This window comes from Pseudomonas sp. B21-010 (genome assembly GCF_024749325.1).
Taxonomy (GTDB): Bacteria; Pseudomonadota; Gammaproteobacteria; order Pseudomonadales; family Pseudomonadaceae; genus Aquipseudomonas; species Aquipseudomonas kilonensis.
In genome coordinates this window covers 1061309-1077894 of the sequence record NZ_CP087198.1, presented here as the reverse complement: position 1 = coordinate 1077894, position 16586 = coordinate 1061309, and the positions used below count along the sequence as shown (strand labels likewise).

General features: G+C 62.2%; 15 protein-coding genes. 6 read left to right on the top strand and 9 right to left on the bottom strand.

What is annotated here, in order from left to right:
* Nucleotides 1-40: 40 nt before the first annotated feature.
* The 5 genes from rng to mreB all read right to left on the bottom strand — a co-directional run bounded on the left by rng (nt 41) and on the right by mreB (nt 5257).
* Complete coding sequence (rng, locus tag LOY50_RS04530; RefSeq protein ID WP_018613976.1) at nt 41-1498, bottom strand: ribonuclease G; 1458 nt, start codon at nt 1496-1498, stop codon at nt 41-43.
* A gap of 56 nt (nt 1499-1554) precedes the next feature.
* On the bottom strand, nt 1555-2151 hold the full coding sequence (locus LOY50_RS04525) for a nucleoside triphosphate pyrophosphatase (protein WP_214511245.1): 597 nt from the start codon (nt 2149-2151) through the stop codon (nt 1555-1557).
* Between the two features lie 291 nt (nt 2152-2442).
* Complete coding sequence (gene mreD / locus LOY50_RS04520; protein ID WP_003197820.1) at nt 2443-2931, bottom strand: rod shape-determining protein MreD; 489 nt, start codon at nt 2929-2931, stop codon at nt 2443-2445.
* Nucleotides 2928-4079 (bottom strand): rod shape-determining protein MreC, encoded by a 1152-nt coding sequence (mreC, locus tag LOY50_RS04515; protein WP_258691207.1) that lies wholly within the window; start codon nt 4077-4079, stop codon nt 2928-2930. Before mreC ends, mreD begins: the two co-directional genes overlap by 4 nt.
* 140 nt (nt 4080-4219) lie before the next feature.
* Complete coding sequence (mreB, locus tag LOY50_RS04510; protein WP_002555108.1) at nt 4220-5257, bottom strand: rod shape-determining protein MreB; 1038 nt, start codon at nt 5255-5257, stop codon at nt 4220-4222.
* A 214-nt stretch (nt 5258-5471) separates the two neighbouring features.
* Between mreB and gatC the strand changes: the two genes are divergently transcribed.
* From gatC to LOY50_RS04480, 6 genes are all read left to right on the top strand, one after another.
* Nucleotides 5472-5759 carry an Asp-tRNA(Asn)/Glu-tRNA(Gln) amidotransferase subunit GatC gene (gatC, locus tag LOY50_RS04505; RefSeq protein ID WP_003197816.1) on the top strand — a complete coding sequence of 96 codons (288 nt, stop codon included), beginning with the start codon at nt 5472-5474 and terminating at the stop codon, nt 5757-5759.
* A 16-nt stretch (nt 5760-5775) separates the two neighbouring features.
* Nucleotides 5776-7227, top strand: a complete 1452-nt coding sequence (gatA, locus tag LOY50_RS04500) for an Asp-tRNA(Asn)/Glu-tRNA(Gln) amidotransferase subunit GatA (protein WP_106273656.1) — start codon at nt 5776-5778, stop codon at nt 7225-7227.
* A gap of 10 nt (nt 7228-7237) precedes the next feature.
* Nucleotides 7238-8683, top strand: coding sequence for an Asp-tRNA(Asn)/Glu-tRNA(Gln) amidotransferase subunit GatB (gene gatB, locus LOY50_RS04495; RefSeq protein WP_253471620.1), 1446 nt, complete (start codon nt 7238-7240; stop codon nt 8681-8683).
* A gap of 191 nt (nt 8684-8874) precedes the next feature.
* Nucleotides 8875-9252, top strand: a complete 378-nt coding sequence (locus tag LOY50_RS04490) for a septal ring lytic transglycosylase RlpA family protein (protein WP_214511243.1) — start codon at nt 8875-8877, stop codon at nt 9250-9252.
* A gap of 49 nt (nt 9253-9301) precedes the next feature.
* Complete coding sequence (locus tag LOY50_RS04485; protein ID WP_258691206.1) at nt 9302-10363, top strand: calcium/sodium antiporter; 1062 nt, start codon at nt 9302-9304, stop codon at nt 10361-10363.
* Nucleotides 10360-10740, top strand: coding sequence for a carboxymuconolactone decarboxylase family protein (locus tag LOY50_RS04480; RefSeq protein WP_003177973.1), 381 nt, complete (start codon nt 10360-10362; stop codon nt 10738-10740). Before LOY50_RS04485 ends, LOY50_RS04480 begins: the two co-directional genes overlap by 4 nt.
* Before the next feature lie 118 nt (nt 10741-10858).
* Here LOY50_RS04480 and LOY50_RS04475 read toward each other — a convergent pair whose 3' ends face one another.
* The 4 genes from LOY50_RS04475 to LOY50_RS04460 form a co-directional block, all read right to left on the bottom strand.
* A complete protein-coding gene (locus LOY50_RS04475; protein ID WP_253471618.1) occupies nt 10859-11800 on the bottom strand; it encodes an AEC family transporter in 942 nt (313 codons plus the stop codon).
* 189 nt (nt 11801-11989) lie between these two features.
* Nucleotides 11990-13543 (bottom strand): galactarate dehydratase, encoded by a 1554-nt coding sequence (gene garD, locus LOY50_RS04470; protein ID WP_018601854.1) that lies wholly within the window; start codon nt 13541-13543, stop codon nt 11990-11992.
* Nucleotides 13544-13556: 13 nt separating this feature from the next.
* Entirely contained in the window at nt 13557-14921 is a 1365-nt protein-coding gene (locus tag LOY50_RS04465) for an MFS transporter (RefSeq protein ID WP_003177968.1), read from the bottom strand.
* Nucleotides 14922-15114: 193 nt separating this feature from the next.
* Complete coding sequence (locus LOY50_RS04460) at nt 15115-16560, bottom strand: aldehyde dehydrogenase family protein (protein ID WP_253471616.1); 1446 nt, start codon at nt 16558-16560, stop codon at nt 15115-15117.
* Nucleotides 16561-16586 lie beyond the last annotated feature (26 nt).

The window sequence follows — 16586 nt, the reverse complement described above, 5'->3', positions numbered from 1 at the left end:
AAGACGATCAAATCCGCGGGCCCGCCGCTTCCCAAGCTCTTCAGAGCAACACCACGTCGTATTGTTCCTGGGAATACATGGTTTCCACCTGGAAGCGAATCGTGCGTCCGATAAACGCTTCCAGCTCCGCGACATTGCCTGACTCCTCGTCGAGCAGGCGATCCACCACTTTCTGGTTCGCCAACACTCTATAGCCAGTCGCCTGGTAGGCGCGCGCCTCCCGGAGAATTTCCCGGAAGATTTCGTAACACACGGTTTCCGGGGTCTTGAGCTTGCCGCGGCCCTGGCAACTGCTGCACGGCTCGCACAGCACCTGTTCGAGGCTTTCGCGAGTGCGCTTGCGGGTCATCTGCACCAGGCCCAGCTCGGTGATGCCGATGATGTTGGTCTTGGCGTGGTCGCGTTCGAGTTGTTTTTCCAGGGTCCGCAGCACCTGGCGCTGGTGTTCTTCATCTTCCATGTCGATGAAGTCGATGATGATGATCCCGCCCAGGTTGCGCAGGCGCAGTTGCCGGGCAATGGCGGTGGCGGCTTCCAGGTTGGTCTTGAAGATGGTTTCTTCCAGGTTGCGATGGCCGACGAACGCCCCGGTGTTGACGTCGATGGTGCTCATGGCCTCGGCCGGGTCCACCACCAGGTAGCCGCCGGACTTGAGCGGCACCTTGCGTTCAAGGGCTTTCTGGATTTCGTCTTCGACTCCGTACAGGTCGAAAATCGGCCGCTCGCCAGGATAATGCTCGAGGCGGTCGGCGATTTCCGGCATCAGTTCGGCGACGAACTGCGTGGTTTTCTGGAAGGTTTCCCGGGAGTCGATACGGATTTTCTCGATCTTGGGGCTGACCAGGTCGCGCAAGGTCCGCAGCGCCAGGCCCAGGTCTTCGTAGATCACGCTGGGGGTGGCGATAGTCTTGATCTGCGCGGCGATCTGGTCCCAAAGCCTGCGCAGGTAGCGGATGTCCATGAGGATCTCATCGGCCCCGGCCCCTTCGGCGGCGGTGCGCAGGATGAACCCACCGGCTTCCTTGATGCCTTCTTTTTCCACGCAGTCGCTGACCACCTGCTTGAGGCGCTCGCGCTCGGCTTCGTCTTCGATCTTCAGGGAAATACCGACATGGGCGGTGCGCGGCATGTACACCAGGTAGCGCGACGGAATCGACAGTTGCGTGGTCAGGCGCGCGCCCTTGGAGCCGATGGGGTCCTTGGTGACCTGCACCACCAGGCTCTGGCCTTCATGCACCAGCGCGCTGATGCTCTCCACGGCCGGTCCTTCGCGCATGGAAATTTCCGACGCATGGATGAATGCCGCGCGGTCCAGGCCGATGTCGACGAAGGCCGCCTGCATGCCCGGCAGCACCCGCACCACCTTGCCTTTATAGATATTGCCGACGATGCCACGCTTTTGCGTGCGCTCGACGTGGACCTCTTGCAGAACACCGTTTTCAACCACCGCCACGCGCGATTCCATCGGCGTGATGTTGATCAGGATCTCTTCACTCATGGCAGGGTCTCGTTCAGGCATGTTCACGATTATGGCCGCATCAAGTCAGACGGCGCTCAGCGCGCGCTCAAGGTTTGCCAACAGGGTATGCCGAAATGGCCCAGTAGTTCTGCGGTTTCGCACAGCGGCAGGCCGACCACGGCTGAATAACTGCCTTCAAGCCCGGCGACAAACACCGCGCCCAGCCCTTGAATACCATAGCCGCCGGCCTTGTCCCGGGGTTCACCACTGGCCCAGTAGGCCGCCGCTTCCTGTTCCGTGATCGACCGAAAGCGCACCAGGGTGCGCACAACGCGGGATTCGCAACGCTGCCCATCCAGTATGGCAATGGCGGTCAATACTTCATGTTCGCGACCGGACAGGCTCAAGAGCGTCGTCATGGAATCGGCCTGGTCCACGGGTTTGCCGAGAATTCGCCCGTCCAGTACCACAGCCGTATCGGCGCCCAGCACGCAGCCATCCATGCCGGCGTCCAGGGCTCGCCGACCCGCCTCGGCCTTGCCGCGCGCCAGGCGCTCGACGTAGGCCGAAGGGGTTTCGTGGTCCAGGGGAGTTTCGTCGATGTCCGCGCCGATGGCGGTAAAGGGCACGCCGATCTGCGTGAGCAGTTCACGCCGACGCGGCGAGCCTGAGGCGAGGTAGAGCGGTTTCATCAAGACATCTCCCTAACGCGACCGGCTTTTGTGGCCAAAGATTGCTCCCGCTGGGCTGCGCCGTAGGAGCTGTGTAGGAGCTGACGAGCGAAGCGAGGCTGCGATCTTGTCCCAGACAATTGAGTCGCAAGCGAAAGATCAAGATCAAGATCAAGATCAAGATCAAGATCAAGATCAAGATCAAGATCAAAAGATCGCAGGCTTCGCCAGCTCCTACAGAGCCCAGCGGGATTCAATCTCTGGCCACAAGGATATGAGTCACCAAAAAAAAGTGTAGATATCCTGAGCGAATCAGTTGATTTTGAAACGCAGGCGCAGGCCACGCAAACCGAAGCTGACCCAGGGCCAGAGCAAGGCGCTGACCAGGGCTGGCAAGACCAGCGCCAGGGTCGGCTGGCGGTTGCCAGTCAGCGCGCTGAGCCACAACTGCACCAGTTGCGCCAGGCCAAAGATCACCAGGATCACCAGGCACTGCTGCCACATGGGGAACATCCGCAGGCGTTGTTGCAGCGACAGCACCAGGAAGGTGATCAGCGTCAGGATCAGCGCGTTCTGCCCCAGCAACGTGCCATAAAGTACGTCCTCGGCCAGACCCAGGCACCAGGCGGTGACCATGCCGACCTTGTGCGGCAAGGCCAGCGCCCAGAAGGCCAGCAACAGGGCCAGCCACAGTGGGCGCAGGATTTCCATGAACTGCGGCAGCGGCGAAACGCTGAGCAACAGGCCGATGGCGAAGGTCAGCCAGACCATCCAGCCGTTACCGGATTGGGTACTGCTCATTCTTCTCGTGCTCCCCTGGGGGCTGGCGCGGTGGCCGGCGTGGAGGCTGGCGGTTTGGCGGCGGGCCGGGCTGGTTGAGCAGGCTGCGCGGCGGGTGCGTGGGTGGCCGAGCGGGTCGGTTTCACAGCAGGCGCGGCGGGCGTGGTGGCCGGGGTTGCCGCCGGCGTGGTGGCCGGAGCCGCCGTCGCGGGTGCAGGCACTGGTGGTTTTGGCACCGTGGCAGGGACAGGCGCCGGCGTCGCTGTCGATGGGGCAGCCGACTCGCCGCCCTGGCGGTCCTGGGCTTCCTGGGCCACGGCAGCGTCATTGGCACGCTCTTCGGGCGTACGGTTGTCGCTGAATACCAGCAGCAGGTAGCGGCTGCGATTCAATGCAGCCGTCGGCACTGCGCGAACGATGGCAAACGGCTGGCCGGAGTCATGGATGACTTCCTTGACCGTTGCCACCGGATAACCGGCCGGGAAGCGCTGGCCAAGGCCGGAGCTGACCAGCAGGTCGCCTTCCTTGATATCGGCGGTATCGGCCACATGCCGCAGTTCCAGGCGTTCCGGGTTGCCGGTGCCGCTGGCAATCGCGCGCAAGCCGTTGCGATTGACCTGCACGGGAATGCTGTGGGTGGTATCGGTCAGCAGCAGCACTCGGGAGGTGTAGGGCATCAACTCCACCACCTGGCCCATCAGGCCCCGGGCGTCGAGTACCGGCTGGCCGAGAACCACGCCGTCGCGCTCACCCTTGTTGATGATGATGCGGTGGGTGAAGGGGTTGGGGTCCATGCCGATCAACTCGGCCACTTCGACCTTCTCGTTGACCAGCGCCGAAGAATTGAGCAGCTCGCGCAGCCGAACGTTCTGCTCGGTGAGGGCCGCCAGCTTCTGCATGCGCCCCTGCAACAGCAGGTTTTCGGTCTTGAGTTTTTCGTTTTCAGCGACCAGTTCGGTCCGGCTGCCAAACTGGCTGGCCACACCTTGCCACAAGCGCTGCGGCAGGTCGGTGATCCAGTAGGACTCCATCAACACCAGCGACATCTGGCTGCGCACAGGTTTGAGCAGCGTGAAGCGGGCATCGACCACCATCAGCGCGACCGAGAGCACGGTCAGCACCAGCAGGCGCACACCCAATGAGGGGCCTTTGGCGAAAAGCGGTTTAATAGGCCGCTCCTCCCAGGCAAATGTTTTCTTTATTCATACGGCATCAAACCGGCCTGGATACGAATGACAGAAGATAAACGCCAACGGGCAGCACTGCAAAGTGCTGCCCGGGAGCGAACAACATAGACGATCCAGCCAACTTATTCGCTGGAGAGCAGGTCCATGGTGTGCTTGTCCATCATTTCCAATGCACGGCCACCGCCGCGGGCAACACAGGTCAACGGGTCTTCGGCAACGATCACCGGCAGCCCGGTTTCCTGGGCCAGCAGCTTGTCGAGGTCACGCAGCAGCGCACCACCACCGGTCAGCACCAGGCCGCGCTCGGCAATGTCCGACGCCAGCTCCGGTGGCGACTGCTCCAGGGCGCTCTTGACGGCCTGGACGATGGTCGCCAACGATTCTTGCAGCGCTTCGAGCACTTCGTTGGAGTTGAGGGTAAAGGCCCGTGGAACGCCTTCGGCCAGGTTGCGACCGCGCACGTCGACTTCACGCACTTCACCGCCCGGGTAGGCCGTGCCGATTTCCTGCTTGATGCGCTCGGCGGTGGATTCGCCGATCAGGCTGCCGTAGTTGCGACGCACATAAGTGATGATCGCTTCGTCGAAACGGTCGCCGCCCACACGTACGGATTCGGCGTAGACCACACCGTTGAGGGAGATCAGCGCGATTTCAGTGGTACCACCACCGATGTCGACGACCATCGAGCCGCGGGCTTCTTCCACCGGCAGGCCGGCACCGATGGCAGCAGCCATTGGCTCTTCGATCAGGAACACTTCGCGGGCACCGGCGCCGAGGGCCGATTCACGGATAGCGCGTCGCTCTACCTGGGTGGACTTGCATGGAACGCAGATCAGCACACGAGGGCTGGGCTGCAGGAAGCTGTTTTCGTGAACCTTGTTGATGAAGTACTGCAGCATCTTTTCGCAGACGCTGAAGTCGGCGATCACGCCGTCCTTCATGGGGCGAATGGCCGCGATGTTGCCCGGTGTACGGCCCAGCATGCGCTTGGCTTCCGTACCGACAGCCACGACACTTTTCTGGTTACCGTGGGTGCGGATGGCCACGACCGAGGGTTCATTCAGGACGATACCGCGCTCGCGCACGTAAATAAGGGTGTTGGCAGTGCCCAGGTCAATGGAAAGATCGCTGGAAAACATGCCACGCAGTTTCTTGAACATGGGAAAGGGACCCTAGGCAACGCGTGGGTAAAAAAGTGCGGCAAACTCTAACAACGACAGGGATTTTGGGCAAGGCGCCAATATGTTAAATTGGCCGCTTTTCTGTGCACCAAACCCCGAAATCGCGGCCGTAAGACCGTAGAAATGCGGTAGTGTTCCGACAATCTAACACACGGACAGGTTACGTCCGTTTTGTTTTCCACTGGAGAATCCCATGGCGCTTGAACGCTCCGACGTGGAAAAAATCGCTCATCTGGCCTGTCTGGGCCTCAATGAAGCCGATCTTCCACACATCACTTCTGCCCTGAACAGCATTCTGGGGCTGGTCGACGAGATGCAGGCGGTCAATACCGACGGTATCGAACCACTGGCACACCCACTCGAAGCCAGCCAGCGCCTGCGCGCCGACGTCGTGACCGAGTCCAATCACCGCGAGGCCTACCAGTCCATCGCACCAGCGGTCGAAAACGGCCTGTACCTGGTTCCGAAAGTCATCGACTAAAGGGAAAGAGCCTCTCATGCATCACATGACCCTGGCCGAGATCGCCCGCGGACTCGCCGATAAAAAGTTTTCTTCCGAAGAGCTGACCCAGGTCCTGCTGGCGCGCATCGCCCAGCTCGACCCGCAGCTCAACAGCTTCATCAGCCTCACCCAGGAGCTGGCCCTGAGCCAGGCCAAGGCCGCCGACGCCCGGCGCGCCAATGGTGAAACCGGCGCCCTGCTCGGTGCGCCGATTGCCCACAAGGACCTGTTCTGCACCCAGGGCATCCGCACCAGCTGCGGCTCGAAGATGCTCGACAACTTCAAGGCCCCGTACGATGCCACCGTGGTCGCCAAGCTGGCCGCCGCCGGCACCGTGACCCTGGGCAAGACCAACATGGACGAATTCGCCATGGGCTCGGCCAACGAGTCGAGCTACTACGGCGCGGTGAAAAACCCGTGGAACCTGGAACACGTACCGGGCGGCTCGTCCGGTGGTTCCGCTGCCGCCGTGGCTGCGCGCCTGTTGCCGGCCGCCACCGCCACCGACACCGGCGGTTCGATTCGCCAACCGGCGGCGTTCACCAACCTCACTGGCCTGAAGCCGACCTACGGTCGCGTCTCGCGCTGGGGCATGATCGCCTACGCCTCCAGCCTCGACCAGGGTGGCCCGCTGGCCCGCACCGCCGAAGATTGCGCGATCCTGCTGCAAGGCATGGCCGGCTTCGACCCGAACGACTCCACCAGCATCGATGAACCAGTGCCGGACTACAGCGCCAGCCTCAACGGCTCGCTGCAGGGCCTGCGCATCGGCGTGCCGAAGGAGTACTTCAGCGCCGGCCTCGACCCACGCATCGCCGAACTGGTCCACAACAGCGTCAAGGAGCTGGAGAAGCTCGGCGCAGTCATCAAGGAAATCAGCCTGCCGAACATGCAGCACGCGATTCCCGCGTACTACGTGATCGCCCCGGCGGAAGCGTCCTCGAACCTGTCGCGTTTCGACGGCGTGCGCTTCGGCTATCGCTGCGAGAACCCGGAAAACCTGATCGACCTGTACAAGCGCTCCCGTGGCGAAGGCTTCGGTGCCGAAGTGCAGCGCCGGATCATGGTCGGCGCCTACGCGCTGTCCGCCGGCTACTACGACGCCTACTACCTCAAGGCGCAGAAAATCCGTCGCTTGGTGAAGAACGACTTCATGGCCGCCTTCAATGAGGTCGACATCATCCTCGGCCCAACCACGCCAAACCCGGCCTGGAAACTCGGTGCCAAGAACAGTGACCCGGTCGCCGAGTACCTGGAAGACGTCTACACCATCACCGCCAACCTCGCCGGCTTGCCGGGCCTGTCCATGCCGGCCGGTTTCGTCGATGGCCTGCCGGTGGGCGTGCAGTTGCTCGCGCCGTATTTCCAGGAAGGCCGCCTGTTGAACGTTGCCCACCAGTATCAGTTACACACTGACTGGCACACCCGCACCCCAACCGGCTTCTGAGGAGAAACACATGCAATGGGAAGTCGTGATCGGGCTGGAGATTCATACCCAGCTCACCACCCGGTCGAAAATCTTTTCCGGTAGCTCCACCACTTTCGGTTCCGAGCCCAACACCCAGGCCAGCCTGGTGGACCTGGGCATGCCCGGCGTGCTGCCGGTGCTCAACGCCGAAGCGGTGCGCATGGCGGTGATGTTCGGCCTGGCGATTGACGCCGAGATCGGCCAGCACAACGTGTTCGCCCGCAAGAACTACTTCTACCCGGACCTGCCCAAGGGCTACCAGATCAGCCAGATGGAATTGCCGATCGTTGGCAAGGGCCACCTGGACATCGCCTTGGAAGACGGCACGGTCAAGCGCGTCGGTATTACCCGGGCGCACCTGGAAGAAGACGCCGGCAAGAGCCTGCACGAAGAATTCAACGGCGCCACCGGTATCGACCTGAACCGCGCCGGCACGCCGCTGCTGGAAATCGTTTCCGAGCCGGACATGCGCAGCGCCAAGGAAGCCGTGGCCTACGTCAAGGCGGTCCATGCGCTGGTGCGCTACCTGGGCATCTGCGACGGCAACATGGCCGAAGGCTCGCTGCGCTGCGACTGCAACGTGTCGATCCGGCCCAAGGGCCAGGTCGAATTCGGCACCCGCTGCGAGATCAAGAACGTCAACTCGTTCCGCTTCATCGAGAAGGCGATCAACAGCGAGATCCAGCGCCAGATCGAACTGATCGAGGACGGCGGCAAGGTCATCCAGCAGACCCGCCTGTACGACCCGAACAAGGACGAGACTCGTCCGATGCGCAGCAAGGAAGAAGCCAACGACTACCGTTACTTCCCCGATCCAGACCTGCTGCCGGTGGTCATCGAGAACTCGTTCCTCGACGAGGTGCGCGCCACCCTGCCGGAACTGCCGCCGCAAAAACGCGAGCGCTTCCAGGCGCAATTCGGGCTGTCGAGCTATGACGCCAACGTCCTGGCCACCAGCCGCGAGCAGGCCGATTACTTCGAGAAAGTCGTGAGCATCGGCGGCGACGCCAAGCTGGCGGCCAACTGGGTGATGGTCGAGCTGGGCAGCCTGTTGAACAAACAGGGCCTGGAAATCGACCAGTCGCCGGTCTCGGCCGAACAACTGGGCGGCATGCTGGTGCGGATCAAGGACAACACCATTTCCGGCAAGATCGCCAAGATGGTGTTCGAAGCCATGGCCAATGGTGAAGGCAGCGCCGACGAGATCATCGAGAAGCGCGGCTTGAAGCAGGTCACCGACACCGGCGCCATTTCCGCCGTGCTCGATGAAATGCTCGCGGCCAACGCCGAGCAAGTCGAACAGTACCGTGCGGCAGACGAAGCCAAGCGCGGCAAGATGTTCGGCTTCTTCGTCGGCCAGGCCATGAAAGCCTCCAAGGGCAAGGCCAACCCGCAACAGGTCAACGAACTGCTCAAAAGCAAGCTCGAGGGCTGATTGCCATGGAGCCAGTCTTTGAATCTGGCTCAACCCCCTGTGGGAGCGAGCCTGTGGGAGCAAAGCTTGCTCGCGATGAAGACACCTCGATCCATCAGTGGACCGCGTTATCGTTCATCGCGAGCAAGCTTTGCTCCCACAGGCATTACTCCCACTGGCCAGCTCCCCTATCTGTAGTTGGAAAACCCTACATGAAGCGTCTCCTCGGCGCCTGCGCCCTGCTGTCCCTGCTGGCCGGTTGCGCCAGCCAGAGCGGGACGGTCGATCCACACGGCTACGACCAGACCGGCGTCGCCTCTTATTACGGTGCCAGGCACCACGGCAAGCGCACCGCCAGCGGCGAGCGTTTCGACCAGCACAGCCTGACCGCCGCCCATCGCCAGTTGCCGTTTGGCACCCGGGTGAAAGTCACCAACCTGAGCAACAATGACAGCGTGGTGGTGCGCATCAACGACCGTGGCCCATACTCCCGAGGCCGCTTGATCGACGTGTCCCGCGAAGCCGCCGAGCAACTGGGCATGTTGCGCAGCGGCACCGCACGGGTGCGCGTGCAAGCCCTCGACGATTGATAGACGGAGCCCGGCCATTTCCCTACTCACCGCCCTACCGTTGCTCAGCCTGATCGAATTGTTCGGCGCCCTGCTGTTGCTGATCGGCGGCGCCGAACTGCTGGTGCGCGCCGCCGTGGGCCTGGCGGCACGCTTGCAGGTACGACCACTGATCATCGGCCTGAGCGTCGTCGCGTTCGGCAGCAGCGCCCCACAAATGGCCGTCAGCCTGCAGGCGACCCTGGCGCAAAACGCCGATATCGCCGTGGGCAGCGTGATCGGCAGCAGCATCTTCAACATCCTCGTCACCCTTGGGCTGTCGGCGCTGATCATTCCGTTGCGCGTCTCGCGCCAACTGGTGCGCCTGGACATTCCGTTGATGATCGGTGCCAGCCTGCTGGTGTTCGTGCTGGCCTGGAATGAAGAGCTGACCCGGTTGGACGGTGTATGGCTGCTGGTGGGCCTGGCGGTGTACCTGGGCCTGTTGCTGCGCCAGTCGCGGCACTCGGGACGGCCGCACACGGTGGGTATCGAGGTGGTCCGGGGGTCGTGGCCCAAGAGCCTGGCGATGATCGTGCTGGGCTTGGCAATGCTGATTTTCGCCGGGCACCTGCTGCTGGGCGCGGCGGTGAAAGTGGCGATGGACCTGGGGCTTTCGGAGCGCATCATCGGCCTGACCATCGTCGCCGTCAGCACCTCGCTGCCGGAACTCGCCACCTCGTTGATCGCCGCCCTGCGCGGCCAACGGGACATTGCGGTGGGTAACGTCATCGGCAGCAACCTGTTCAACCTGCTCGGGGTATTGGGGATAACCGCCCTCGCCGCCCCCACGCCACTGTCGGTCTCACCGAACGCCCTGGATTTCGACCTGCCGGTGATGCTCGGCGTGGCGGTGCTGTGCCTGCCGGTGTTCTATTCCGGTTATCGTGTCACCCGCGCCGAGGGCTTGCTATTGCTGGGGTTGTACCTGGCCTATGGGCTGCACGTGATGTCCTTCACCACCGGCATGCCCCTGGCCGGCCAACTGGAACGGCTGATGCTGTTTTATGTACTGCCGGCCCTGCTCACGTTCTTGCTGTTCACCTCCCTGCGCGCCTGGCGCCGCCAACACCACAAGAGGGATTTGCCATGACCGACACTCCAAAGACCGGCCTGGACATGCGTCGCCAGGTCATGGGCGACGCATTCGTCGACCGCGCCCTGGGCAACGCCACCGAGTTCACCCAGCCATTGCAGGACTTCGTCAACGAACATGCCTGGGGCAGCGTCTGGAGCCGCGAAGGCCTGCCGCTGAAGACCCGCAGCCTGATCACCCTGGCCGCCCTCACCGCCCTCAAGTGCCCGCAGGAACTCAAAGGCCATGTGCGCGGCGCGCTGAATAATGGCTGCACGGTGGAAGAGATTCGCGAGGCATTGCTGCATTGCGCGGTGTACGCGGGCGTGCCGGCTGCGATCGATGCGTTTCGGGCGGCGCAGGAAGTGATCGATAGCTATCAGAAACCTGAGTGACTGTTAGATCGCTATCGCGAGCAAGCTCGCTCCCACAGGTGATTGCAATACACCCACAAGCCACTGTGGGAGCGAGCTTGCTCGCGATTTGGACCTCAAGAACAGCGCAAACCCAGGGCTAGATCCACCCACCCCACTGCAACACAAAGATCCCCAGGTTGGTCGTAATCGCCGCCATCAGCGTGGTGATGACGATGATCGCCGCCGCCAGTTCATGGTTGCCATCGGCCGCCCGGGCCATGACGTAACTGGCGGCGGCGGTGGGGCTGCCGAAGTACAGGAACAGGATCCCCAACTCCGCCCCGCGAAAGCCCCACAGCCACGCACCGAGGGTAGCCAGCAGCGGCAGCCCGACCATCTTCACCAGGCTCGAACTCAGGGCCATCTTGCCGCTCTTGCGCAAGGCCACCAGCGACAGCGTGCCGCCAATGCAGATCAACGCCAGGGGCAAGGTCATTTGCGACAGGTACTTGGCCGAGGTCTCGAACCAGTTCGGCAGGCCGATGTGCCAATAGGCGAACGGCGCGGCGACAATCACGCTGATGATCAGCGGGTTGCTGATCACACTCTTGCAGATGCTCCACGGGTCAGACTTGATCACCGGGCTGTAGACCGCCAGCACGATGGTCGACAAGGTGTTGTAGAACAGGATCACCAGCGCCGCGAGAATCGCCCCCAGGGAAATCCCATAATCGCCATACATGCTCGCCGCCAGCGCCAGGCCGATGACCCCGTTGTTGCCACGAAACGCACCTTGGGTATAGATGCCGCGATCTTCGCGCGGGCAGCGCCAGATCGCCCAGCCCCAGGCCATGGCGAAACTTGCCAGGGTAGCGATGGAGAAATAGATCAGCAGGTCGGGCTGCAGCGCCGCGTGCAGGTCGGCATGGAGGATGCCGAGGAACAACAGCGCAGGCATGGTGACGTTGAACACCAGGGATGAGGCGATATGGATGAAGTTGTCGTTGATCCAGTTGATGCGCTTGAGCAACACCCCCAAAAACAGCATGGCAAACACCGGCGCGGTGATGTTCAGGGTTTCGAGGAAAATTGCCAGCATGCCGGGGACCTTGAGAGCGGTGTCGTTAGGTGGCTAATGATAAGCCACTTTCCCACTGATCGTTCCCACGCTCTGCGTGGGAATGCAGCCAGGGACGCTCCGCGTTCCAAGAATCGAGCGCGGAGCGTCCGTTGAGGCATTTCCACGCGGAGCGTGGGAACGATCAATCGCTACCCCCCAAGGCCAGGATCAGGTAATCGGCGCCGGGTTGAACAACGTGATGTCGTTGTACAGCTTGTGCCGCTCGGCCCAGGTCTGTTTCTTGCCACTGGCCACGTCCAGGTAGTAGTGGAACAGCTCCCAACCCAACTCTTCGATGGTCGCCCGTCCGGTGGCGATCCGGCCGGCGTCGATGTCGATCAGGTCCGGCCAGCGTTGGGCCAGTTCGGTGCGGGTCGAGACCTTCACCACCGGAGCCATCGCCAAGCCGTACGGCGTGCCGCGGCCGGTGGTGAACACGTGCAGGTTCATCCCCGCCGCCAGTTGCAGCGTACCGCAGACAAAATCACTGGCCGGCGTGGCGCAGAAGATCAGGCCCTTTTGCTTGAAGCGCTCGCCCGGACCCAGCACGCCATTGATCGCGCTACTGCCGGACTTGACGATCGAGCCCAGGGACTTTTCGACGATGTTCGACAGCCCGCCCTTCTTGTTGCCAGGCGTGGTGTTGGCACTGCGATCGGCTTCGCCCTTGGCCAGGTAGCGGTCGTACCAGTCCATTTCGCGCACCAGTTCCTGGGCGACCTCCTGGGTTTGTGCCCGAGAGGTCAGCAGGTAGATCGCATCGCGCACTTCGGTGACTTCGGAGAACATCACCGTCGCCCCGGCACGCAGCAGCAGATCCGAGGCGTAGCCCAGCGCCGGGTTGGCGGTGATGCCGGAGAACGCATCGCTGCCGCCACACTGCATGCCCAGGATCAGCTCCGAAGCCGGTACGGTTTCGCGACGGCGCTGGTCGAGTTTCTTCAGGCGGGTCTCGGCCAGTTCCATGATCTGCTCGATCATTTCGGTGAAACCGTGACTGGAATCCTGCAAGCGATACAACCAAGGCTCGCTGAGGTCCACCGAGCTGTCGTTCTCATGCATCACCTGCCCGGCCTGCAATTTCTCGCAGCCCAGGCTGATCACCAATGCCTCGCCCCCCAGGTTCGGGTTGCGCGCCAGGTTGCGCACGGTACGAATCGGGATGTACGCATCGGTGGCAGTGATCGCCACGCCACAGCCATAGCTGTGGGTCAGCGCCACCACGTCATCGACGTTCGGGTACTTGGGCAGCAGCTCATCCTTGATGCGCTTGACCGCGTGGTCCAGCACCCCGGTCACGCACTGCACCGTGGTGGTGATGCCCAGGATATTGCGCGTGCCGACGGTACCGTCGGCGTTGCGATAACCCTCGAAGGTGTAGCCCTCCAGCGGTGCATCGGCCACCGGCACATCAGTGGACAGCGGCAGGCTGTCCAGCGGCGGCGCGGTCGGCATGCGCAACTGGTCTTCCTTGACCCAGCTGCCACGGGGGATCGGTTGCAGCGCATAGCCGATGACCTGGCCATAGCGAATCACCTCGCCTCCCTCGGGAATGTCCACCAGGGTGACCTTGTGGCTCTGCGGCACGAAATCCACGGTGACCAGGCCGTCCGGGAACTCGGTCCCGGCCGGTACGCCCTGGTCATTGACGACGATCACTACGTTGTCCCGCTCATGCAAGCGGATGTAACGCGGCGAATCGGCATGTTCAATCAGTTGCATTGACGCCGCTCCTTCAGGATTTAGCTTCAGACAGGCTGGAGATGTCGGCATCCTTGGCCGTTGGTTCCTTGAGCACCACACGCTTGATCGGCCCGACGATGACCAGGTAGCTGAACACCGCCACCAGCGCGTTGCAACCGACAAACACCAGCGCCCACTTGAACGAACCGGTGGCGCTGATGATGTAGCCAATGACGATTGGCGTGGTGATCGATGCCAGGTTGCCGAAGGTGTTGAACAGGCCACCGCTCAGGCCGGCGATCTGTTTTGGCGAGGTGTCGGAAACCACGGCCCAGCCCAGTGCGCCGACGCCTTTACCGAAGAAGGCCAGGGCCATGAAGCCCACCACCATCCATTCGATGTCGACGTAGTTGCACGCCACGATGCTGCTGGACACCAGCAGGCCGGCGATGATCGGCGCCTTGCGGGCGAAGGTCAGCGAGTGGCCCTTGCGCAGCAGGTAATCGGAAATCACCCCGCCAAGGACGCCGCCGATGAAACCGCAGATCGCCGGCAAGGACGCGATGAAACCGGCCTTGAGGATGGTCATGCCGCGTTCCTGCACCAGGTACACCGGGAACCAGGTCAGGAAGAAGTAGGTGATGCCGTTGATGCAGTACTGGCCCAGGTACACGCCGAGCATCATGCGGTTGGTCAGCAGTTGACGGATGTAATCCCACTTCGGACCGTCGGCTTTCTTTTCCTTGCCCTTGTCCTGGTCCATGTCGACCATCGCGCCGTTGGCGGCGATGTGATTGAACTCGGCCTCGTTGATCATCGGATGCTGGCGCGGGCTGTGGATCACTTTCAGCCAGATCAGCGAGAACACGATGCCAATCACGCCCATCACGATGAACACGTGCTGCCAGCCGAAACGGTAGACGATCCAGCCCATCAGCGGTGCAAACAACACGGTGGCAAAATACTGCGCCGAGTTGAAGATCGCCGAGGCGGTGCCACGTTCTGCGGTCGGGAACCAGGCGGCGACGATCCGTGCATTGCCCGGGAAGGACGGCGCTTCGGCCAACCCCACCAGGAAGCGCAACATGAACAGCGCAACCACGGCCGTGGACATGCCGAATTCACCCACATAGCCTTGCAGCACGGTGAACAGCGACCAGGTGAAAATGCTCAAGGCATAGATTTTTTTCGAGCCGAAACGGTCGAGCAGCCAGCCGCCAGGAATCTGCCCGGCCACATAGGCCCAACCGAAAGCGGAGAAGATATAACCGAGGGTGACGGCATCGATGCCGAGGTCTTTTTGCAGGCTGGAGCCTGCGATGGCGATGGTGGCACGGTCGGCATAGTTGATCGTCGTCACCAGGAACAGCATGAGCAGGATCAAATAGCGGACGTGAGTCGGCTTGGTCGCTTGCATGTAGAGGTACTCCCACTATTTATTTTTATGCGGGTAAATGTTGTGTTAAGCCCTGTAGGCGCTTGTAGGAGCTGTCGAGTGCAAACGAGGCTGCGATCTTTTGATCTTTCGCTCACGACTCAATTGTCAGGGGAAAGATCGCAGCCTCGTTGCACTCGACAGCTCCTACAGCTCCTACAGGTATTGCGGTGTATCAGGAGCCGATGTAAGAGGTCTTCACCACGGTGTAGAACTCTTGCGCGTAGCGACCTTGCTCACGCGAACCATAGGACGAGCCTTTGCGCCCGCCGAACGGCACGTGGTAATCCACGCCGGCGGTCGGCAGGTTGACCATCACCATGCCCGCCTGGGAATGGCGCTTGAAGTGGTTGGCATACTTCAACGAGGTGGTGGCGATACCGGCGGACAGACCGAACTCGGTGTCGTTGGCCATCGCCAGCGCCGCCTCGTAGTCGGCCACGCGCACGACGTTGGCCACCGGGCCGAAGATCTCTTCGCGGCTGATGCGCATCGAGGCTTCGCTGTCGGCGAACAGGGTCGGCGCCAGGAAGTAACCTTCCGTGTCGCACGTCACCAGGCCACCGCCACTGACCAACCGAGCACCTTCGCTCTGGCCGATGTCGATGTACTTCAAGTCCTGGCTGAGCTGGGCTTCGGAAACCACCGGACCGATATCGGTGCCGGCCTTCAACGCATGGCCGACCTTGATCGACTGCATGCGCTCGGCCATGGCCTCGACGAACTTGTCATGGATGCCGGCGGTGACGATCAGGCGACTGGAGGCCGTGCAACGCTGGCCGGTGGAGTAGAACGCGCTCTGCACCGCCAGTTCGACGGCCTGCTTGAGGTCCGCGTCATCAAGGATGATCTGCGGGTTCTTGCCGCCCATTTCCAACTGCACCTTGGCCTGGCGGGACACGCAGTTGCCGGCGATCTGCCGCCCCACGCCCACCGAACCGGTAAAGCTGATGCCGTCGACTTTCGGGCTGTTGACCAGCACTTCGCCGACCACACGGCCGCTGCCCATCACCAGGTTGAATGCACCGGCCGGGAAACCGGCGCGGGAGATGATCTCGGCCAGGGCCCAGGCGCAGCCCGGTACCAACTCGGCAGGTTTGATCACCACGCAGTTGCCGTAGGCCAGGGCCGGGGCGATTTTCCACGCGGGAATGGCAATCGGGAAGTTCCACGGGGTGATCAGGCCGACCACACCGAGGGCTTCGCGGGTGACTTCGACGTTGACGCCCGGGCGCACCGACGGCACGTAATCGCCCGACAGGCGCAGGCATTCACCGGCGAAGAATTTGAAAATGTTACCAGCGCGGGTCACTTCGCCGATGGCTTCGGGCAGGGTCTTGCCCTCTTCCCGGGCCAGCAGTTGGCCGAGTTCTTCGCGGCGGGCGAGGATCTCGCTGCCGACTTTGTCCAGCGCATCATGACGGGCCTGGATGCCCGAGGTCGACCAGGCCGGGAAGGCGGCGCGGGCGGCTTCGATGGCGGCATTGACCTGCGCTGCGTCAGCCTTGGCGTATTCACCGATGACATCGGACAAGTCAGATGGGTTGATGTTGGTGCAATAGTCGGCACCGGCCACCCACTGACCGTTGATGTAGTTATCGAAACGCTTTGAATCTGCCACGGAGCTACTCCTTCTACAAAAGCGAT